The following is a 20,638-nucleotide window of genomic DNA, read 5'->3' on the forward strand; positions in this document are numbered from 1 at the left end:
CCCCTGTAGGAGCGGCTTCAGCCGCGAATCCTGGCGCGCTGATCGCGGTTGAAGCCGCTCCTACCCAGCCCTTCGAGCCTGACACCATGACCAACTTCACCACCGTACAGCTTGAGAAAGACCCGCGCGGCTTCGCCACCTTGTGGCTGAACCGCGCGGAGAAGAACAACGCCTTCAACGCCGAGATGATCCGCGAGCTAATCCTCGCCCTAGACGCCGTCGGTGAAGACAAGAGCCTGCGTTTCCTTCTACTGCGTGGCCGCGGCAAGCACTTCTCCGCCGGCGCCGACCTGGCCTGGATGCAGCACGCCGCCACCCTGGATTACAACGCCAACCTGAGTGATGCCCGCGAGCTGGCCGAGCTGATGTACAACCTGCACGGACTGAAGATCCCCACCCTGGCCGTCGTCCAGGGCGCGGCCTTCGGCGGTGCGGTGGGCCTGGCCAGCTGCTGCGACATGGCCATTGGCAGCGAAGACGCGCTGTTCTCGCTGTCCGAGGTGCGTATCGGCCTGGCTCCGGCAGTAATCAGCCCCTTCGTCGTGCAGGCCATCGGCGAGCGCGCCGCCAAGCGCTACGCGCTCACCGCCGAGCGCTTCGATGGCAAACGTGCCCGCGAACTGGGCCTGCTTGCCGAATGCTTCCCAGCCGCTGAGCTGGATGCTCAGGTCGAAGCCTGGGTCGCCAACCTGCTGCACAACAGCCCGCAAGCCATGCGCGCCAGCAAGGATCTGCTGCGCGAAGTCGGCAGCGGTGAACTGACCCCTGCCCTGCGCCGCTACACCGAGAACGCCATCGCCCGTCTTCGCGTCAGCGCCGAGGGCCAGGAAGGCCTGCGTGCATTCCTGGAAAAACGCCAACCCACCTGGCAGGAGCAATGACCATGATCGATACCCTGCTGGTCGCCAACCGTGGCGAAATTGCCTGCCGCGTGATGCGTACGGCCAAGACCATGGGCATCCGTACCGTGGCCGTACACAGCGCCATCGATGCCAATGCACGGCATGTGCGCGAGGCCGACATGGCGGTGAATCTCGGCGGCGCCAAACCCGGTGAAAGCTACCTGCTGATCGACAAGATCATCGCGGCCGCCAAGGCCAGCGGCGCGCAAGCTATTCACCCGGGCTACGGCTTTCTCTCGGAGAACGCCGGCTTCGCCCGCGCCATCGAGCAGGCCGGGCTGATCTTTCTCGGCCCGCCCGCGCCGGCCATCGACGCCATGGGCAGCAAGTCGGCGGCCAAATCGCTGATGGAGGCCGCTGGCGTGCCGCTGGTGCCCGGTTACCACGGCGACAAGCAGGATCTCGACACCTTCCGCGAAGCCGCCGCGCGCATCGGCTATCCGGTGCTGCTCAAGGCTGCCGCTGGCGGCGGTGGCAAAGGCATGAAGGTCGCCGAATCGGAAACGCAGCTCGCCGAGACGCTGGAATCGGCGCAGCGCGAAGCGCAATCCGCCTTCGGCGACTCGCGCATGCTGGTGGAAAAATACGTGCTCAAGCCGCGCCACGTGGAGATCCAGGTATTCGCCGACCAGCACGGCACCTGCCTGTACCTGAATGAGCGCGATTGCTCGATCCAGCGCCGCCATCAGAAGGTGGTGGAAGAAGCGCCGGCACCGGGCCTGAGCCCCGAGCTGCGACGCGCCATGGGCGAAGCGGCGGTCAAGGCGACGCAAGCCATCGGCTATGTCGGCGCCGGTACCGTGGAATTTCTGCTGGATGAGCGCGGCGACTTCTTCTTTATGGAGATGAACACCCGCCTGCAGGTCGAGCATCCGGTCACCGAGGCGATCACCGGACTCGACCTGGTGGCCTGGCAGATTCGCGTCGCCCGTGGCGAGCCGCTGCCGCTGACCCAACAGCAGGTGCCGCTGAACGGCCACGCCATAGAGGTGCGGCTGTACGCCGAAGACCCGGATCACGATTTCCTCCCCGCCACCGGCACCCTGGCGCTGTACCGCGAAGCCGCCAGCGGCGATGGCCGGCGTATCGACAGCGGCGTGGCCGAGGGCGACAGCGTTTCGCCCTTCTACGACCCGATGCTGGGCAAGCTGATCGCCTGGGGCGAGAACCGCGAACAGGCACGCCTGCGCCTGCTCGCCATGCTCGACGACACTCTGGTCGGCGGCGTGAAGACCAACCTGGCGTTTCTGCGCCGCATCCTCGCCCACCCGGCTTTCGCCGCCTGCGAGCTGGATACCGGTTTTATCCCGCGTCATCAGCAGCAGTTGCTGCCTGCGCCCAGCGAGTTGCCGGAAACCTTCTGGCAACTGGCGGCCGACGCCTGGGTACAGAGCGAAAGCCCTGTACAGCGCGCGGACGACAGCCATTCACCCTGGGCCGCCCGCAGTGGTTGGCGTGCCGGCGGTGCAGCGGAAATCGAATTGCACCTGAGTTGCCAGGGCGAGAGCCGCAAGGTGCGCGCGAGCAATCGGGCGTGCTTGCAAGGCGAAGAGCTGCTGGCCGACATCGACGGCACGCGCCAGCGTCTGCGCGCCATTCGCAAAAGCGAAAACCTCTACCTGCAATGGCACGGCGAGCTGCACGCGATCACACGCTTCGATCCCATTGCCGCCGCCGAGGCCAGCCACGCCCAGCATGGTGGCTTGAGCGCCCCCATGAACGGCAGCATCGTCCGTGTGCTGGTCGAACCCGGCCAGGCGGTCGAGGCTGGCACCGCCCTGGTGGTGCTGGAGGCGATGAAGATGGAACACAGCATCCGCGCGCCCGAGGCCGGCACGGTCAAGGCGTTGTATTGCCGCGAAGGAGAAATGGTCAGCGAAGGTGCGGTGCTGGTGGAGCTGGAGCCGTAGGGGCGATCCGCTTCAGCCCACCGTTTTGCCGCAAGCGGTGCGCACAGCGCACCATACTGCCAATCGCGACAAACATGAGGAAACCCGATGAACCTGCCCAAATCCGTACGCCTGATGGAAGTCGGTCCACGCGACGGCCTGCAGAACGAGAAGCAACCGATCAGCGTCGCCGACAAGGTACGTCTGGTCGACGACCTAACTGCCGCCGGCCTGAGCTATGTGGAAGTGGGCAGCTTCGTCTCGCCCAAATGGGTTCCGCAAATGGCTGGCTCCGCCGAACTGTTCGCCGGCATCCAGCGTAAACTGGGCGTTACCTACGCCGCCCTGACGCCCAATCTGAAAGGCTTCGAGGCTGCCCTCGAAGCCAAGGTCGAGGAAGTGGCTGTGTTCGCCGCCGCCAGCGAGGCCTTCTCACAGAAAAACATCAATTGCTCCATCGCCGAAAGCCTGCAGCGCTTCGTACCGCTGATGGAGGCGGCCAAAGCCGCCAATGTGCGTGTACGCGGCTACGTTTCCTGCGTACTGGGTTGCCCCTACGATGGCGATATCGCGCCGGAACAGGTCGCCCGCGTCGCCCGCGAACTTTACGCAATGGGCTGCTATGAAGTGTCGCTCGGCGACACCATCGGCACCGGCACCGCCGGCAAGACGCGTTCGATGCTCGAGGTGGTCGGTCGCGACATCCCGCGCGACAAGCTCGCCGGGCACTTCCATGACACCTATGGCCAGGCCCTGACCAATATCTACGCCAGCCTGCTCGAAGGCATCAGCGTGTTCGACAGCTCGGTGGCGGGCCTGGGCGGCTGCCCCTATGCCAAGGGCGCTACCGGCAACGTCGCCACCGAGGACGTGCTGTATCTGCTGCAAGGCCTGAGCATCGAAACCGGCGTGGACATGGACAAGCTGATCGCTGCCGGCCAACGCATCTGCGAGGTACTGGGCAAGGCCAATGGCTCTCGGGTAGCGCGGGCACGCCTGAGCCGATAAGCGCCGTAGAGTGGATGATGATTTTTTCGTCCACCGTTGCGAGGGGATTGGCCGGGTGCCATGCGCCAACACCACGCGGCCAAACATGCGGGCGAAGATCGCCCACGATCAACCGGTGAAGAACACCGATATCCTTGCAAATCCAAAAAAACGCTAGAGATGTATCGCAGCCTGACAGAGCTGCGAAACGAGCTGTAGCCATAAGCCACCAGTCAGAAAAATCACTATACTGGCGCCATTTTTTCGTCTTCACAGCAGCTGAGTCCTGGCCAAGGCCGACTCGGCAAATGGAAAGGTGGCGGCATGAACATCATCCAGCGCAACAACGTTCAACGCTTGAAAACGGAAACAGCCGATGCCCCGACGCTCATCTACGGCCACGGCTTCGGTTGCAATCAGGAGATGTGGAGCAAGGTCACGCCAGCCTTCCGCCAGCATTGGCACCAGGTACTGTTTGACTATGTCGGCAGCGGCCGCTCCGATGCCAACGCCTTCCATCCTGCCCGCTATGCCCAGCTTGAGGGTTACGTGGACGACCTTCTGGAAGTGTGCGACGCGCTGGAACTCTCGGGTGATCTGACCTTCGTTGGTCACTCGATCAGTTGCAGCATCGGTATTCTCGCCGCCATCAGGCGCCCCGAGCTGTTCTCCCGACTGATTCTTCTCGGCCCTTCTCCCTGTTTTCTCAACGATCCGCCCGATTATCGGGGCGGGTTCGAACGCAGTGACCTGGAGGGGCTGCTGGATCTGATGGCTCATAACTATCTGGGCTGGGCCCAGCAATTCGCACCACTGGTATCAGCCGACGAGACTCCCGCAGTCACACGGCAGCTCTCCGACAGCTTCTGCTCGACCGACCCAGTAATGGCCCATGCTTTCGCTCAAGCCACCTTCTTCTCAGATATTCGTCCGGCGCTACAGTCGTGCCCGTCGCCCAGCCTGATCCTGCACCACCAGCATGACGCACTGGTTCCCACATCAGTGGCCGACTATCTGCAAAACGCACTTGCAGACAGCACCCTGGAAACGCTGGACATCAGTGGCCATTGCGCGCACATGAGTCATCCAGAGCTGGTGAGCGCCGCCATGCATCGCTACCTGCAGGGAGCACGCACACGTGTTCTATCTTGACCGCCTACCCGGCCCGGTACTGGTCACTGACTGCAACGGCCGAGTCAAGCACTCCAATTGCGATTTCAAGCGCCTGGCAGGTGCGGGCGCGGCCAAAGGCATGGACCAGTTCTTTCCGCCGTCCAGTCGCATCTTCCTGCAAACACACGCCTGGCCCCTGCTGCTGCGCAACGGTGAGTTCAGTGAGCTTTACCTGCAACTGCGATCAGAAAACGGCCAGGCGATACCCGTCATGGCCAATGCACGCATCAGCGAAGTCGATGGTGTGCCGGAGGTCATCTGGCTGTTCTTCGTAGCCAAGGATCGCCAACGTTTCGAAGCAGAGCTGCTCAAGGCTCGTGAACAGGCGCAGGAAAGCGCAGCACAATTGGCCAAGGCCAACCTGGCGCTGCAGAGCGCCTATGCCCAGTTGGCCAACTACGCGGTTGAAATTCAGAGCGAAGCCGAGCAGCTTGCACAACTGAGTCATACCGATCCGCTCACTGCGCTGAGCAATCGTAGAGCGCTGTCAGTGCACGTCGAGCAGTGGATCGGCAGCGTCAGCGAGCTTACCTGGGGCAGCCTCCTATTGATCGATATCGACCACTTCAAACAGATCAACGATCGCTTCGGCCACGCCGAGGGAGATCGAGTCCTGGTGGACATGGCGCAACATCTTCTGGTCAGCGTACGCAGTGGCGACAGCGTGGTGCGCTACGGCGGCGAAGAGTTCGCAATATGGCTGCCCAACGCCGATCTCGATGAAGCCAGCGACATCGCGGAGCGCGTGCATGATCAGATCAAGGCGGTTGGGGTAGCCAACGAATCGGTCACGGTGAGCATCGGCATCGCCAGCCTCAAACCATGTGAACATTATCTCGAGAACCTGCTGGCGGCAGCCGACAAGGCCCTATATACCGCGAAAGCACAGGGAAGAAATCGCAGTATTCGGCATGAGTAACTGAGACACAGGGCGGGCCGGAATGCCCAGTCAGAAATGCCCTCTATACTTCTGCCACAGTGACAACAGGATGTTCGTCGTGCCCAAACCCTTGCGCCTGCTCGCGGCCTTGCTGATCGTCGGAACAACATCAGCCAACGAGCCTATCAAGCTGTACATGCCGGACGCGCCGCCGCTAACCCTGCATCACTACGTGGGTGGCCATGGCATGGTGGGAGATGTGGTGCTGACTGCACTGGCCAGAATCGGCAAGCTCACCCATATCGTCGCCGAGCCCTGGCCACGCGCTCAAATACGGGTCGCCAAGGGCAAGGACATGTTGATCATCCCGCTGTCGCGCACACCCGAACGCGAGAGTATCTATACCTGGATTGCCCCGATCATGGAGTTGGAGCGCGCCTTCTTCAGCCTCGATGAGCCCGTCACCAGCTTCGCTCAGGCGCGTCAGCGCTACCGCCGCATCGGTGTTGGAATGGGAACGGCGCAGGTAGGCATCCTGCAACGCGAAGGCTTCAGCAACGAGCAAATCGTGCAACTAAAGCTGGGTGAAAACCCGGCCCATCTGCTCAGCCTTGGACGTATCGACGCCTGGTTCACCGGGATACCGGAGGCGCTGTATATCTGGGAAGCCTCGGCTTATCGCGAGCAGAATCTGCGCCAAAGCCCAACCCTGGCCAGCACCGGTCTGTATCTGGCCTGCTCGAGGGACTGCGATGCACAACTGGTCGAGCAGTTGCGCATCGCCATCAACCAACTGGAGCATGAAGGCGTCAGCATTCTCTTGCGCCAGGCCTATCTCCCTCTGCAGCCCGACCCATAGCGCCTAGATTCCCTGCCGCCCCGGGTCCTCTGGCGGCTGCTCCTCTTCGATGTCCTCGAGCGTCAGTTCCAGCCCCCAATCGCCTGGTGGGGTGACTTTGGCTGGCGCAACGGGCGCCGCCACCGGCGCAGCGGCAGCAGGCGCAGGCCTGGCATTGGCAGGGTTTTCGCGATGCAGTTTGAGCTTCAAACGAACGTTGTTCGCCGAGTCGGCATTCTTCACCGCCTCCTCCTCATCGATTGCGCCTTCGTGCACCAGGTCGATCAGCGCCTGGTCGAAGGTCTGCATGCCGAGGTTCTTGGATTTCTCCATGATTTCCTTCAGTTCGGAAAACTCGTTGCGTTTGATCAGATCACGCACCGTCGGCGTGCCCAGCATCACCTCCACTGCGGCGCGGCGCTTGCCATCGACGGTCTTGACCAGACGCTGGGAGACGAACGCCTTGAGGTTGTTGCCTAGGTCGTTGAGCAACTGCGGGCGGCGATCTTCCGGGAAGAAGTTGATGATGCGGTCCAGCGCCTGGTTGGCGTTATTGGCATGCAACGTGGAGATCGCCAGGTGCCCGGTGTCGGCAAAGGCCAGGGCATGCTCCATGGTTTCGCGGTCGCGGATCTCGCCGATCAGAATCACGTCCGGCGCCTGACGCAGGGTGTTCTTCAATGCCGCATGGAAGCTGCGGGTGTCCACGCCCACCTCGCGCTGGTTGATGATCGATTTCTTGTGCCGGTGCACGTACTCCACCGGGTCTTCGATGGTGATGATGTGGCCGCCGCTGTTGCGGTTGCGGTAGTCGATCAGTGCCGCCAGGGAGGTCGACTTGCCCGAGCCGGTGCCGCCAACGAACAACACCAGGCCGCGCTTTTCCATTACGGTACTGAGCAGCACTTCGGGCAGTTTCAGGTCTTCGAAGCGAGGAATATCCAGCTTGATGTTGCGCGCGACGATGGACACCTCGTTGCGTTGCTTGAAGATGTTGATGCGAAAACGCCCGACGCCTGCCAGGGAAATCGCCAGGTTCATCTCCAGTTCTCGCTCGAACTCCTCGCGCTGCGCGCTATCCATGATCGAATCGGCAATGGCCGCCACATCGCCCGCCTTCATCGGCTCCTGGCTCAGCGCCTTGAGCACGCCGTTGAACTTGGCGCAAGGCGGCGCACCGGTGGACAGATACAGATCGGAGCCATCCTGACTGGACAGGATTTTCAGCATTGCGTGGAGATCCATGGCGGCGTTTTCCGTGGGCACGATTGAAATACCATAGGCCATGATTCGCCCGCATTGCGGATGAGGCATAGCCCACAAAATTGACGCCATTCTGCTGGCGCAATGAATGCTGGCACAATAGCGCCCTGACAGATTTGAGGAACCCATCAATGGCAAAGGCAATGGCCCGCCACATCCTGGTCAAGACCGAAGCGGAAGCCGCCGCGCTGAAAAAGCGCATCGCTGCCGGCGAGGCCTTCGATGTGCTGGCGCGCAAGCATTCAACCTGCCCCTCCGGCAAGAAAGGCGGCGATCTTGGTGAAGTGCGTCCCGGGCAGATGGTACGGGCGGTCGATCAGGTGATCTTCAAGAAGCCGCTGCGTGAAGTGCACGGCCCGGTGAAGACCCAGTTCGGCTATCACCTGATCCAGGTGTTCTACCGCGACTGAGTCGTGCTCAGGCGCCTGGCTCGCCCATGAATTCGACGATCTTGCTCCTGAGCCAGCGCTCGGCCGGGTCGTTGTCGGTCACCCCGCTCCAGACCATGGACAGATCCGAGTTGACCAGTTCGAAGGGAGGATCATCGGCGCGCAGACTGGTCCCGTCGATCAGCGCCGCAGCAGCGAAATCAGGTACGGTCGCGAGCATCTCCGTACCGGCGATGATCGAGCGCAAGCCACTGAACTGCGGCACAGCCAGTACCACGCGGCGTGAGCGATCCAGGCGCGCCAGGTCGTTGTCAATATTGCCGCACAGATCGCCCGAGAACGACACCAGCGCATGCGGCCGCGAGCAGTATTCATCCAGCGTCAACGCGCCCGGGCGGTCATCGCCACGCAGCACCTTGACCTTCATTTCGCGCAACTTGCGCCGCTTGGCGTTGGCCGGCAGTTCGGTGGTGTAGCTGACGCCAACGGAGATTTCCCCCGAGGCCAGCATCGACGACATCAGCAGGAAGTTGACCCGCCGCACCACGATCACCACCTCCGGCGCCTCTTCACGGATCTGGTTGAGCAGCGCCGGGAACAGGCCGAACTCGGCGTCATCGGATAGGCCGATGCGGAAGGTGTCGCGATTGGTTGCCGGATTGAACTCGCGGGCACGGCTGACCGCGCCCGAGATGGTGTCCATCGCCGGCTGCAACTCCTTGAGAATCGCCAGCGCCCGCGCCGTCGGCTCGAAGCCACGGCCATTGCGTACCAGTAGCGGATCATCGAACAGGTCACGCAAACGGGCCAGCGCCGCACTGACTGCCGGCTGGCCGAGAAACAGCTTCTCGGCCGCGCGGGTAAGGTTCTTTTCGAACATCAGGGTTTCGAAGATCACCAGCAGATTCAGGTCGACGCGGCGCAGGTCGTTGCGGTTCATCCAGAGGGCCTCGGGGCACAGGTTTATTGGCGCATTAAAGCAGCAACTCCCGTGCCCACATAGCCCGATCAGAGCCCCAGTTCGGAGAGGCCTGGATGATCGTCAGGACGACGCCCCTGAGGCCAGCGGAACTTGCGCTCGGACTCCAGGATCGGCAAGTCGTTGATGCAGGCATAGCGGTTGATCATCAGGCCGTCAGCACCAAACTCCCAGTTCTCGTTGCCGTAGGAGCGAAACCAGTTGCCCGAGTCATCACGCCATTCGTAGGCATAGCGCACGGCGATGCGATTGTCGGTGAATGCCCAGAGTTCCTTGATCAGGCGGTACTCCAGCTCCTTGGCCCATTTGCGCTCGAGAAACGCCCGCGCCTGATCGCGGCCATTGGCGAACTCGGCACGGTTGCGCCAACGCGTATCGAGGCTGTAGGCCAGCGCGACCTTGGCCGCATCACGGCTGTTCCAGCCGTCCTCGGCCAGGCGGACCTTCTCGATGGCGCTCTCGCGAGTGAACGGCGGTAACGGCGGACGAACTTCAGTATTTGACGACATGACGGCACCTCAGGCTTGCGGGGGGTTGGGCCCATCGCTGGGCGACAGGGATTGCAGAAGCAATTGCGCAGTACGGCCGGCGCTGTCGGCAGCATCCGCCTGGCCGGTAACCATGGCGACGGCGGTAGCGCCATCGATCAGCAGAAGAAACTGCCAGGCCATTTCCTCGGCTTCGGCAAAGCCGCAGGCCGCGGTCAGCTCGTTCAGATAGGCCAGCAGACGTTGTTTATGCAGCAGCGCCACGGCGCGGATCTCGCTGTCGGGATCACCGACCTCCCCTGCCGCATTGATAAAGGCGCAGCCATGGAAATCCGCTGCCGAAAACCAGCTGCGCAGCAGCGGAAACACAGCCAACAAGCGCTCGCTTGGCGAGCCAGCGGAAGTACCCGCGATGAACCACTGCATCCAGCGCTCATCACGCGCGCGCAGCGCAGCGGCAACCAATGCTTCCTTGGTCGAATAGAGGCGATAAATGCTTTTGCGCGCCACTCCGGATGCCTTGACGATGGCGTCCATCCCGGTGGCGTTGATACCCCCTGCATAGACCAGGCTTTCGGTGGCTTGTAGCAAGCGCTGCTGGATTGAGACGTCTTCGAGCATGGGCTTCAGTCATAGAGAATGATCGTTCTCAACAAGGTAGAACGATCATTCTCGGTAGTCAACTCAATTCTCGAAACACTGGATCAAAGGCGCATCAACACCGGCGCATGCTCAGCCATCAATTCCACCACCCAATCGATGAACACCCGCAGCTTGGCGCTGACGTGTCGGTTCGGTGGAAAGGCCAGGGACATCGGCATCGGTTTCATCTGCCAGTCCTCGAACAGGCGCACCAGCTCGCCGCTGGCCAGGTGTGGTTTGGCCATGTAGTGCGGTAACCAGAGCATCCCTAAACCTGCCAACCCTGCGGCCAGGTAGGCATTACCATCGTCTACGATCAACAGCGGACGGCCCTGGGCTTCGATTCGCTCCTCGTCGCGCCACATGGCATAGGGCAAGGCCTTGCCAGTGCGCGACCAGAGAAAACCCACCGTATGATGACCAGCGGCCTCCAGCTCCCGCGGATGTGTCGGCGTGCCGGCGCGTTGCAGGTAGCCCGGTGTGGCGTAGATACCGAGCTGTAGATCGCCGACATGCCGCGCGATCAGCGACTGATCGGTGATCTCGCCGCCGCGCACCACGCAGTCGACGTTCTCGCCGATGATGTCGATGATTCGGTCGCTCACGCCCAGAGTCAGCTGGATTTCCGGATAACGCGCATAGAACCCCGGCAGGGCCGGGATCAGCAGCATACGTGCGAACGGGCTGGACACATCCACTCGTAAACGACCCCGTGGCGCCAGCGCCGCACTGGACAAACTGGTTTCGGCGTCGTCGACATCAGCCAGCAGACGCACCACACGCTCGTAGTAGGCAGCCCCGTCAGCGGTGACGTTGACCTTGCGCGTGGTGCGGTTGAGCAGGCGCACGCGCAGCCGCGCCTCCAGTTGCTGCACGAGCTGGGTCACGCTGGTCTTGCTCATGTGCAGGGTGGCAGCCGCCTTGGTGAAACTGCCGGTTTCCACCACCCGGGCGAAGGCCTGCATCGCATCGAAACGATCCATCTCACGTCTCTCTCAGCCATTGATTGTTTGGATTCTACAAACAGTCATGACCAGAGTTGCTGGTTTATCCAGCCCGGTGGTGTTTTTAAAGTGGCTTCATCGTTCACAACGGGCCGCAGTGGCCCCAATGGAGTCAACCATGAGTAACAAACGTGATGTGGTTTTCCCGGCCGACCGCCATGACCTGTACGAACTTCATCGCTATTCGCCAGCGATTCGTTCCAACGGTTTTCTGTTCGTATCCGGCCAGGTCGGCAGCCGCAAGGACGGCTCACCCGAGCCTGATCTGAAGGAACAGGTGCGCCTGGCCTTCGCCAACCTCAATGCGATCCTCGCGGAGACTGGCAGCAGCTTCGAAGACGTGGTCGACACCACTATTTTCATGGTCAACCCGCACGCCGAATTCGAAACCATCTGGGAAGTGGCTGCCGATTACTGGGGCGAAGCACCCTACCCGACGGTGACCGCTATCGGTGTCACCTGGCTGTCCGGCTTCGACTTCGAGATCAAGGTGATCGCCAAGCTGCCGGAATGAGCGGAGGTTGCGCCCCTGCAGACGAGGGGCGCGGCATGAGGTTCAGAGGTGAGTGAAGACGCGCTCGGCTGGCAGACGCGACTTCGGCAGCGCGGCATTGAAATCGCTGTCGCTGTGATACCCCAGCGCCACCGCGACCATGCTGCTCAGCCCCTGAGCGGCCAGCCCCAGTTCCTCATCCAGCGCCTCGCGGTCGATGCCCTCCATCGGCGTGGCGTCCACACCTTTGGCCGCAGCGCCCAGGAGCAAGGTGCCGAGCGCCAGATAAGCCTGTTTCTCCGCCCAGTGCGGGATATCACCCAGGCCGCGGTGCAGCTCGACGTAGCTGCTGCGAGTGTTGTGCTGAGTGGTGCGCGCTGCGTCATCGCGGAAGCGGCCATCATCGGCTTCCTGCTGCAGCACATCGGCCAGATAGGCATCGTCGAGGTCGCGGCGGGCGCAGATCAGGATCACATGCGAGGCATTGAGGATCTTCGGCTGGTTGTAGGCGAAGCCGCCCTGAGCGCCCTTGGCCAGGCGCGCCTTGCCTTCAGCAGTGCTCGCCACGACGAAGTGCCAGGGCTGCGAATTGACCGAAGACGGCGACAGACGCAACAACTCCAGCAGCTCGTCGACAATCGCCTGGTCCACCTGGCGGCTCGCATCGTAAGCCTTGGTGGTGTAACGCTGACGCGCGAAGGAAACGGGGCTCATGAACACACTCCTGATCGATGGATGACGCTAAATGGACGCCAGTCTGCAGCATGCGTGAGCATGAAAAAAGCAGGCGATGCCGTTAGGAGTTTCAAACAAAAAATAAAAATGCTGGCAGGTGCCGGCGTTCGACCTGCCGGAAGGCAGCTCCCTGCTGACTTCGCCCTCGCTTTGCTACCGTCAGGCCTTCCGTGCTGGGCCAAGCCAGCGAACTGGCCACCCCAAACATCGCCCTAGTCCCCCAACGTCACGACACCAAGCGTTACGCAGAGGCGCTTGAGCAAGGGGGCTCCTTACTGCCCGGTAACTGGCTGGCCGGGCTTAAGCGTTGAAGCTAATAGCTCCAACCATACTTCAATCGTTTGCAGGCTGCCTGCCTCGCCTATATTTGAGGACTGTTAGCCCATGAAAAGCTGGCTGGCTCCAAAGCGCTTACCCGGCGCCACGATCTGCTCCTGCGCGGCCACCAGCGGCAGATCGCGCGCGCCTTCGGCGGTCTGCTCAACCAGTGCGTAGAGCGTCGCCGTGGCCAATTCCAATGCCTGCGGCAGCGCCTGTCCGGCCAACAGCCGGCCCAGCAGCGTGGCCGAGAACACATCGCCCATGCCATTGGGCAATGGGTGCAGCGCCAGGCGCGGGGTGCTCACTAGCCACGCGCCCTCGCCGTTGACCGCCAGCGTACCCAGCTCGCTGTCAGGAATATCCGGCGTGGCCAGGCTGGTGACGATCACCACATCCGGGCCACGGCCGCGCAACTGCCGAGCGATCTTCACCGCTTCCTGCAGATTGGCCGGTTTCGAGCCGGTGAGCAGCTCGAACTCGAACTGGTTAGGCGTGATGATATTAGCGAAGGGAATCGCCTGGTCGCGCAGGAAATCGGGAATCGCCGGGTTGACGAACACACCGCGCCCGACGTCGCCCATCACCGGGTCGCACAGGTAGCGAACCGCCGGGTTGTGTTGGCGAATCTCACCTACCGCCTCGAGAATCACACGCCCGGTATCAGCATCGCCCAGATAACCGGAAAGCACCGCCGACAGCCGCGGCAGCACACCGCGTTCACGCAGCCCGAGCAGCACCTCGCGCACATGCTCCGCGCCGAACACCTGACCGCGAAACTGGCCGTAGCCGGTGTGATTGGAGAACTGCACGGTGTGGATCGGCAGCACCTCGAAGCCCAGCCGCTGCAGTGGGAAAACCGCAGCAGCATTGCCGACATGGCCCCAGGCCACGTGCGACTGAATGGACAAGACGAGGGGCGGTAGCGTGGCGCTCATAGCGATCTCTGCTGGCTGGATACGACGGGGCGAAGATTATTCGCCAAGCTGCTTGGGCGTACCAGTACCTCTTCAAACGCCGAGATGTCGGAGACGGTGCCTAGCAGCTGAGTTATATCGCAACAGCTTGAACGCCTCAGGCAAGCTAGAGATTTGAGGTGCGCTACCAAGACTTGCTGACGATCCGGGCAACGCCAATCGAACCGGGTGCGCGACGAACGGCAGATATATGAATTGACATATCGGTAAATCTCGATATTATCGCCACCCATGGACCTGATCAATGTATTCAAAGCCCTCTCGAATCCCACCCGCCTTGGCATCCTCAAGGGGCTGAAGGATCCGGTGAAGAACTTTCCTCCGCAAGATGAAGGGGACGTTCATACCGTGGGCGTGTGCGTCAGCAGTATTCAGGAAGGTGTCGGTCTGTCTCAGTCAACGGTGTCCGATTACCTCGCGACGTTGCAGCGGGTCGGTCTGGTCGAAGTCCGCCGGGTTGGTCAGTGGACCTACTACAAACGCAATGAAGCCAATATCCGTGCCCTGGCCGAGCTCATTGGCAAGGAGCTGTAATTTTTTGATTTTATATATCGATATTTCTCGATATCCCTTTTAACCGAAACAAGGACTGACAATGGAGAGACCCTAGGCACAGTCGTGTAAATTTTTTTGCATCAATATATCGAAAATTCCCTATATCCCTTTTTCCAGAAACAAGGAAACACACAATGAAAGCGCAAATTCTCAAATCCTTTGGCGGCCCGAACGCGTTCGAACTGAGCGAAGTGGCCAAACCCGTACCGCAGGCAGGGCAAGTTCTGGTGCGGATTCACGCAACCTCCATCAACCCGCTGGACTACCAGGTACGTCGGGGCGACTACGTCGATTACGTTCCCCTCCCCGCCATTACCGGGCATGACGTCTCCGGCGTGGTCGAAGCGGTCGGCCCAGGTGTGAGGAGCCTCGTGCCAGGCGATGAGGTCTGGTACACCACGCAGATTTTCGAAGGTGACGGCAGTTACGCCGAGTACCACGTTGCGTCCGAAAGCATCATCGGCAAGAAGCCGGCATCGCTGAGCCACCTCGAGGCAGCAAGCCTGACGCTGGTAGGCGGGACCGTATGGGAAGCACTGATCGGGCGTGTATCGCTGCGGGTCGGGGAAAGCATTCTGATCCACGGCGGTGCGGGTGGCGTCGGCCATGTCGCGATCCAGGTGGCAAAAGCCATTGGCGCCCGAGTATTCACCACCGTGCGTGAAGAGAACTTCGAATTCGCCCGGGGCCTGGGTGCCGACGTAGTCATCGACTACGAACAAGAGGATTACGTGGACGCCATCCTGCGGGAAACCGATGGCCAAGGCGTGGATGTGATCTTCGACACCATCGGCGGCGACACCTTGACCCGTAGCCCCGATGCACTCGCCCAACTGGGCCGTGTGGTTTCGATCGTCGACATCGCCAAGCCGCAAAATCTGATTCAGGCCTGGGGCAAGAACGCCAGCTACCACTTCGTCTTCACCCGCCAGAACCGCGGCAAGCTCGATGAACTGAAAGCATTGGTCGAGCGCGGTCAACTGCGCCCCCATATTGGCGCGGTCTATTCGCTCGCTGACATTGCAAGCGCGCATGCACTGCTGGAAACGCCCAACAACGGTCTTCGCGGCAAAGTCGCAATTGCCGTCGAGCCCTCACTCGTCCCGTAAGCACACAGGTTCAACTACCAAACTTATTCCAGAGGAATACCGTAATGATTTATGAAATCGCAGTACTGCCTGTTCACGGTGCACAGATTGAACAGTTCAAACAGGCACTTGCCGACGTAGTTCATTTGCTAGAACGCGCCAAGGGTTATCACGGCCATATGTTCGCGCAGGGCGTCGAAAGTCCCGAGACCTTCAACCTGATCGTGCGCTGGGCTTCACTTGAGGACCACTCACCGGGTTTCGAAGCAAGTGACGACCATCAGACTTTCATGCAGGGCCTGGAGGAATACTTCTCGCAAGAGCCGACTGTCTACCACATTCAGGAGGCCGCTTTTACCCATGGAAACAATCAGGCCTTCGATATTGCTACACCAAAAGCTTAAGTCTGCAGCCCTGACGTGGGCACTGCTTCTGGCCGCAATCTGATCTGACAGCTTTGCAATACAAGGCTGTCAGATCAACCGTTAGCTCCAATAGTGAGTTGGCAACCGTGCTCAACTCTCGCGGAGGCATTCGACATTAATTTCGCATTCCGGAGTTTAAAATGATCATCAAACATGCAAAAAACCTGGCAACCATTTCAATTACCAGCCTGGCGATACTTCTATCCAGTAATGCACTCGCTGAAAGTCACGCCACCACTTACAAGTATGGATTGAAACTTGATATAGCCAAGGTTCTATCCATCTCGAAATCCAAAACCCATACCTGCAAGCCGGTCGATCATCTGATGAAATACATCGACTCGGCTGGAACCACCCAGACCCTGAAATTCAGGGCTCTCTCTGATGCGTGCAGCAAAGGGCACTGACATAACGCCAGTGGTGCCAGGGATGGCAAGCAGCCGTAAAAATGAGCAACTGCGTACAACTTAGCGATCAACGCCTATGTAGCCGCTCATTCTTGGCAATCGCTCGCAATACTGGCATATAGCCGCACGAGCCGCGTTATCATGCCCTCGCCAGCGTTCGGCATGAGCACAAGGAGCAGTAGATGAGCGATTCGCGCCAGGCGGCGTTTGCCCGGGAATGCGACCTGATCATGAAAGGCGGCATCACCAGCGGCATCGTCTACCCGCTGGCCATCACCGAAATCGCCAAGGCGTTTCGTCTGCGCAGCATCGGCGGCACCAGTGCCGGCGCCATCGCTGCAGCGGCAGCAGCTGCGGCCGAGCTGGGCCGCCAACGCTATCAGCAGGGTGAGTTGAGCAACGACCCGGCCGGCTTCGCGACAATCGAACGACTGCCCCAACACCTCTGCGTGCCCGCCGCCAATGGCCATGGCACCAAGCTGCTGGCGCTGTTCAAGCCGGCCCCGGTAGTACGCCCCCTGTTCGATACCTTCATCGCCATTCTCGAGGCCAAGGGAAAAGGCCCCTGGGCGCGGTTGTTCGCGCCATTGAAAGTCATGCTCCTGCGCCACAAGCTCGCCGCCCTGGTCGGCGCGATGCTGGCAGGCGGGCCGCTGTGGTGGAGCGCCATCAATAGCGCCAGCGCCCTGGTCTGGCTCTGGGTGCTGCTGTTCGCCGCACTGGGTGGCGTCGCAGCCGTGCTCGGGCGCATGGCCATGGTGGCATTACGCGAATTGCCGGCGAGCGGTTTCGGCCTGTGCAGCGGCATGCCAACGGCCGATGACGACGCCCCAGATGAAGCCCTGACCACCTGGCTGGCCCAGTACTTCGACCAGCTCAGCGGCCAACACGACTACTGCGTCGGCCAGGCCGACGCTATCGAATGCGAGCGCCCCCTGACCTTCGGCGATCTGCGTCGCCATGGCATCGACCTGCAGGTGATGACCACCTGCCTGAGCATGGCGCGACCGTTCCGCCTGCCCTTTCGTGACGATGACAAGGTGCGCGAGAACAACCAGTTCCACTTCCGCCAGGAGGAATTCTCACGGCTATTCCCTCAGCGCGTGGTGACCTGGATGCGCGCTCACCAGCGCCCCGGCACTGACCGTGACGACGGCTACCTGCGCCTGCCGCTGCCTGACGACCTGCCGGTGATCGTCGCCGTGCGCATGAGCCTGAGTTTCCCTCTGCTGCTCAGCGCCGTGCCGCTGCATGCCGTGGACTATCGCAAGAGCGCGAAGAAGCTGGAGCGCTGCTGGTTCACCGATGGCGGCATCAGCTCCAACTTTCCTATCCACTTCTTCGATGCCGCGCTGCCCAGGCGCCCCACCTTCGGCCTCGACCTGGGTCCAACCGATGGCGCCGACGAACAACGCGTGCGCTTCCCGCGTAACAATGGCGATGCGCGGCTGGCCTACTGGCGCCGCTTCCCGCAGAAGGGCCTGCCCGCCCTGCGCGGCTTCCTCGCCCTGCTCAGCAACGTTGCCAAGGACTGGAACCACGAAACCCTGTCGCTGATGCCCGGCTTTCGCGACCGTATCGGCCTGATCCAGCTGACCCGCGAAGAAGGCGGCCTCAACCTGACCATGCCCACCGAGCGCATCGAACGGCTGACCCGTTACGGACGTGAAGCCGGCCAGCAGTTCGTCCTGCGCTTCGGCGACCCGCAGCACTGGCAGCCCGGCGCCCAGGCATCGCCGATGAACTGGGAGAACCACCAGATCATCCGCCTGCGCCTGCAACTGGCCAGCGTCGCTGAACAACTACAGAGCCTGGAAAGAGCCTGCCGCGAACTGCACGGCACCGAGCAGGACTACCAGCGCTTCTTCAGCGCCGATGCCAGGCGCTACAGCTACCCTTTCAAAGGCCTGCATGACCTGGAGCAGGACCCGGATACCGGCCTGTATCGCACCCAGGCCGGCCTGGCGCAGGCCATGTTGGGCAAACTGCGGGAGATCGCCCAGATGATCGAACAGCACCCTGACAGTCACCCGGCGATCGACGCCCCCAAACCCACGCCTGAACTCAAGCTGCGGCCGCGTCTGTAGGGCGCCAGCAAACGACAAGGCTCCCAAATGGGAGCCTTGTTTGCACACGACTGGGGTGATCAGCTACCCGGATGGGCATAGGCCTCTTCGAAGAAATAATCCTTCCAGGACGCCGCCTTGTTCTTCAGCACACCCAGCTCATGCAGCTTCTCGGCATAGATGAAAGTGCGCTGCGGCGAGATGGTGAAGTCGTTTTCCGGGTCCTCGATGATCTTCTTCACGAAGTCCAGCGGCAGCTTGGAGTTCTCCACGCGAATGTACGTCTCGGCGGCTGCGGCCTTGTCTGCCTTGATGATCTGCTCGGCTTCCACCAGCGCGTCATAGAAGGCCTTGTAGGTCTTGGGGTTCTCGTCGTGGAATTTCTCGGTGGCGTAGAGCACGTTGAACGTGGCCTGGCCGCCGAGGATGTCGTAGCTGCTGATCAGCTTGTGTACCTTGGGGTTCTCCAGCGCCTGGTACTGGAACGGCGGGCTGGAGAAATGCGCGGTGATTTCCGAGCCGCCCTTGATCAGCGCCGCAGTGGCGTCCGGATGCGGCAGACTGACGGAAATATTGTCGAAACGCTGGAAGTCATCCTTGCCATAGCGCTTGGCGGCCTCGAGCTGCAGGGTGCGCGATTGGAAGCCAACACCGGCTGCCGGCACGGCAAGACGATCCTTCTCGGACAGATCGTCCAGCGACTTGACGTCTTCACGGTTGCTCAACACATAGCCCGGCAATGAGCCCAGCGCCGCCACCGCTTTTACGTTCTGCCGCCCGTGGGTACGATCCCACACGGTAAGCATCGGCGGCACACCCGCCGAGACCACGTCGATGGCACCGGCCAGCAGCGCCTCGTTCATCGCGGTGGCACCGGAAATGGTGCGCCATTCGACTTCGATCTTGTCCAGGCCCTGGGCCTTGGCGTGCTTCTCGATCAGTTGCTGGTCCTTGACCACGTGCAGCACCAAGTAACCGATGCCGAACTGCTGAGCGATGCTGATCGTGCCTTCGGCCTGCGCAGCCAGCGGAGTTGCCAATGCGCCGAGCAGGCCCAAGGCGGCGGCCAGACGGCCGAATTTGAAGGTGTTGGTCATGGTGTAGTTCTCGTTATGTGATCAGTGAGTTGGTCTTGTAGGGTGGGCCGGGCGGCGATCCGCTTCAGCCCACCAACTGGGTACGCCGCTGGTGGGCTGAAGCCCACCCTAGGATTCTGGTTGCCCTGGATGCCGTGGGAGGGCCAGTGACGTACACCTACGTATCAACGCTGCATCCCCCAGCGCTTGACGGTCACCCGCTCGACCGTGGCGAACACCAAGTTCTCCACCAGCAGGCCGATCAGAATCACCGCAGCCAGGCCGGCGAAGACCTTGTCGGTGTACAGCTCGTTGCGGTTCTGGAAGATGTACCAACCCAGACCGCCCTTGCCGCTGGAGGCGCCGAACACCAGCTCGGCGGCGATCAGCGTGCGCCAGGCGAAGGCCCAGCCGATCTTCAGGCCCGAGAGGATCGACGGCAGCGCCGCCGGAATCAGGATGAACAGCACGAAGCGCAGGCCTCTCAGGCCGTAGTTGCGCCCGGCCATGCGCTGGGTCTCGGAGACGCCGAGAAAACCGGCGTAGGTATTCAGCGCCAGCGCCCAGAGCACCGAATGCACCAGCACGAAGATCAGGCTGTTCTCGCCCAAGCCGAACCACAGCAGCGACAGCGGCAGCAGCGCGATGGCCGGCAGCGGGTTGAACATCGAGGTCAGCGTCGACAGCAGGTCGCGGCCCAGTTGGGTCGACACCGCCAGGGTGGTGAGCAGGAAGGCCAGGCCGATGCCGAGCAGATAGCCCTTGATCAGCACCGACAGCGAGATCGCCACCTTCTCCAGCAGCTCGCCACTGCCGATGCCTTCGGCGAAAGCCTTGGCCGTCTGCACGAAGCTGGGCAACAGCAGGTCATTACCCTGATAACGTGCTGCCAGCTCCCAGATCAGCGCCAACACCAGCAGGATCAGCGTCTTGCGCAGCCAGCCCTGTTGCCACAGACGCTGCAGCAACGGCAGCTCACGTTCCAGCTTGAGATCCGGCAGAGGCTGCAGAGCAATTTCGTAATCTTCTCGGCGTGCGGGGGAAAGACTCATGGTGCACGCTCC

Annotated in this window: 22 protein-coding genes; 13 read left to right on the forward strand and 9 right to left on the reverse strand. The window is 61.5% G+C overall.

The genetic code is table 11. From position 1 onward, the window contains the following. The first annotated feature begins 86 nt into the window (after positions 1–86). The 6 genes from CXP40_RS02555 (at position 87) to CXP40_RS02580 (ending at position 6,690) form a co-directional block, all read left to right on the forward strand. On the forward strand, positions 87–881 hold the full coding sequence (locus tag CXP40_RS02555; protein ID WP_106732441.1) for a gamma-carboxygeranoyl-CoA hydratase: 795 nt from the start codon (positions 87–89) through the stop codon (positions 879–881). Positions 882–883: 2 nt separating this feature from the next. Continuing rightward, positions 884–2,812 carry an acetyl/propionyl/methylcrotonyl-CoA carboxylase subunit alpha gene (locus tag CXP40_RS02560; protein WP_106732442.1) on the forward strand — a complete coding sequence of 643 codons (1,929 nt, stop codon included), beginning with the start codon at positions 884–886 and terminating at the stop codon, positions 2,810–2,812. An 87-nt stretch (positions 2,813–2,899) separates the two neighbouring features. Continuing rightward, positions 2,900–3,799 (forward strand): hydroxymethylglutaryl-CoA lyase, encoded by a 900-nt coding sequence (locus CXP40_RS02565; RefSeq protein WP_106732443.1) that lies wholly within the window; start codon positions 2,900–2,902, stop codon positions 3,797–3,799. Between the two features lie 303 nt (positions 3,800–4,102). Then, positions 4,103–4,930 carry an alpha/beta fold hydrolase gene (locus CXP40_RS02570; RefSeq protein ID WP_106732444.1) on the forward strand — a complete coding sequence of 276 codons (828 nt, stop codon included), beginning with the start codon at positions 4,103–4,105 and terminating at the stop codon, positions 4,928–4,930. Next, complete coding sequence (locus tag CXP40_RS02575) at positions 4,917–5,870, forward strand: GGDEF domain-containing protein (RefSeq protein WP_106732445.1); 954 nt, start codon at positions 4,917–4,919, stop codon at positions 5,868–5,870. The genes CXP40_RS02570 and CXP40_RS02575 overlap by 14 nt, the downstream gene beginning before the upstream one ends. Before the next feature lie 70 nt (positions 5,871–5,940). Further along, positions 5,941–6,690 (forward strand): ABC transporter substrate-binding protein, encoded by a 750-nt coding sequence (locus tag CXP40_RS02580; RefSeq protein ID WP_099524486.1) that lies wholly within the window; start codon positions 5,941–5,943, stop codon positions 6,688–6,690. 3 nt (positions 6,691–6,693) lie between these two features. Here the strand turns inward: CXP40_RS02580 and CXP40_RS02585 are convergent, their stop codons facing one another. Beyond that, positions 6,694–7,914, reverse strand: a complete 1,221-nt coding sequence (locus tag CXP40_RS02585; protein WP_177429612.1) for a PilT/PilU family type 4a pilus ATPase — start codon at positions 7,912–7,914, stop codon at positions 6,694–6,696. A 149-nt stretch (positions 7,915–8,063) separates the two neighbouring features. On the opposite strand from CXP40_RS02585, the gene CXP40_RS02590 reads away from it, so the two are divergent. Beyond that, a complete protein-coding gene (locus CXP40_RS02590; protein WP_013715799.1) occupies positions 8,064–8,342 on the forward strand; it encodes a peptidylprolyl isomerase in 279 nt (92 codons plus the stop codon). A 7-nt stretch (positions 8,343–8,349) separates the two neighbouring features. On the opposite strand, the gene CXP40_RS02595 is transcribed toward CXP40_RS02590, so the two are convergent. The 4 genes from CXP40_RS02595 to CXP40_RS02610 form a co-directional block, all read right to left on the reverse strand. Next, positions 8,350–9,261: a LysR family transcriptional regulator gene (locus tag CXP40_RS02595; protein WP_041978882.1), complete on the reverse strand. Its 912-nt coding sequence runs from the start codon at positions 9,259–9,261 to the stop codon at positions 8,350–8,352. A 68-nt stretch (positions 9,262–9,329) separates the two neighbouring features. Then, positions 9,330–9,809 (reverse strand): nuclear transport factor 2 family protein, encoded by a 480-nt coding sequence (locus tag CXP40_RS02600; protein WP_017362971.1) that lies wholly within the window; start codon positions 9,807–9,809, stop codon positions 9,330–9,332. Positions 9,810–9,818: 9 nt separating this feature from the next. Next, positions 9,819–10,409 (reverse strand): TetR/AcrR family transcriptional regulator, encoded by a 591-nt coding sequence (locus CXP40_RS02605; RefSeq protein ID WP_106732447.1) that lies wholly within the window; start codon positions 10,407–10,409, stop codon positions 9,819–9,821. Between the two features lie 83 nt (positions 10,410–10,492). Next, positions 10,493–11,413, reverse strand: coding sequence for a LysR family transcriptional regulator (locus tag CXP40_RS02610; RefSeq protein ID WP_106732448.1), 921 nt, complete (start codon positions 11,411–11,413; stop codon positions 10,493–10,495). 139 nt (positions 11,414–11,552) lie between these two features. Between CXP40_RS02610 and CXP40_RS02615 the strand changes: the two genes are divergently transcribed. Further along, a complete protein-coding gene (locus tag CXP40_RS02615) occupies positions 11,553–11,948 on the forward strand; it encodes a RidA family protein (protein ID WP_106732449.1) in 396 nt (131 codons plus the stop codon). Positions 11,949–11,990: 42 nt separating this feature from the next. Here the strand turns inward: CXP40_RS02615 and nfsB are convergent, their stop codons facing one another. Further along, positions 11,991–12,641: an oxygen-insensitive NAD(P)H nitroreductase gene (nfsB, locus tag CXP40_RS02620; RefSeq protein ID WP_106732450.1), complete on the reverse strand. Its 651-nt coding sequence runs from the start codon at positions 12,639–12,641 to the stop codon at positions 11,991–11,993. 398 nt (positions 12,642–13,039) lie between these two features. Continuing rightward, positions 13,040–13,918, reverse strand: coding sequence for a pyridoxal kinase PdxY (pdxY, locus tag CXP40_RS02625; RefSeq protein ID WP_106732451.1), 879 nt, complete (start codon positions 13,916–13,918; stop codon positions 13,040–13,042). Between the two features lie 270 nt (positions 13,919–14,188). Here pdxY and CXP40_RS02630 point away from each other — a divergent pair, with 270 nt between their 5' ends. From CXP40_RS02630 to CXP40_RS02650, 5 genes are all read left to right on the forward strand, one after another. Further along, entirely contained in the window at positions 14,189–14,491 is a 303-nt protein-coding gene (locus CXP40_RS02630; protein WP_017676662.1) for a helix-turn-helix transcriptional regulator, read from the forward strand. 155 nt (positions 14,492–14,646) lie between these two features. Further along, positions 14,647–15,621, forward strand: coding sequence for a zinc-dependent alcohol dehydrogenase family protein (locus tag CXP40_RS02635; protein ID WP_106732452.1), 975 nt, complete (start codon positions 14,647–14,649; stop codon positions 15,619–15,621). 44 nt (positions 15,622–15,665) lie between these two features. Beyond that, positions 15,666–16,004: an antibiotic biosynthesis monooxygenase gene (locus tag CXP40_RS02640; protein ID WP_106732453.1), complete on the forward strand. Its 339-nt coding sequence runs from the start codon at positions 15,666–15,668 to the stop codon at positions 16,002–16,004. A gap of 161 nt (positions 16,005–16,165) precedes the next feature. Then, positions 16,166–16,432 carry a DUF2790 domain-containing protein gene (locus CXP40_RS02645; RefSeq protein ID WP_106732454.1) on the forward strand — a complete coding sequence of 89 codons (267 nt, stop codon included), beginning with the start codon at positions 16,166–16,168 and terminating at the stop codon, positions 16,430–16,432. Between the two features lie 182 nt (positions 16,433–16,614). Beyond that, positions 16,615–18,519 (forward strand): patatin-like phospholipase family protein, encoded by a 1,905-nt coding sequence (locus tag CXP40_RS02650; RefSeq protein ID WP_106732455.1) that lies wholly within the window; start codon positions 16,615–16,617, stop codon positions 18,517–18,519. A 59-nt stretch (positions 18,520–18,578) separates the two neighbouring features. Here CXP40_RS02650 and CXP40_RS02655 read toward each other — a convergent pair whose 3' ends face one another. Both CXP40_RS02655 and CXP40_RS02660 read right to left on the reverse strand, forming a co-directional pair. Beyond that, positions 18,579–19,595, reverse strand: a complete 1,017-nt coding sequence (locus tag CXP40_RS02655) for an ABC transporter substrate-binding protein (RefSeq protein ID WP_106732456.1) — start codon at positions 19,593–19,595, stop codon at positions 18,579–18,581. 164 nt (positions 19,596–19,759) lie between these two features. Further along, positions 19,760–20,626, reverse strand: coding sequence for an ABC transporter permease (locus CXP40_RS02660; protein ID WP_106732457.1), 867 nt, complete (start codon positions 20,624–20,626; stop codon positions 19,760–19,762). Positions 20,627–20,638 lie beyond the last annotated feature (12 nt).

This window comes from Pseudomonas sp. YY-1 (assembly GCF_002843095.1).
In the GTDB taxonomy this organism is placed as follows: Bacteria; Pseudomonadota; Gammaproteobacteria; order Pseudomonadales; family Pseudomonadaceae; genus Aquipseudomonas; species Aquipseudomonas sediminis_A.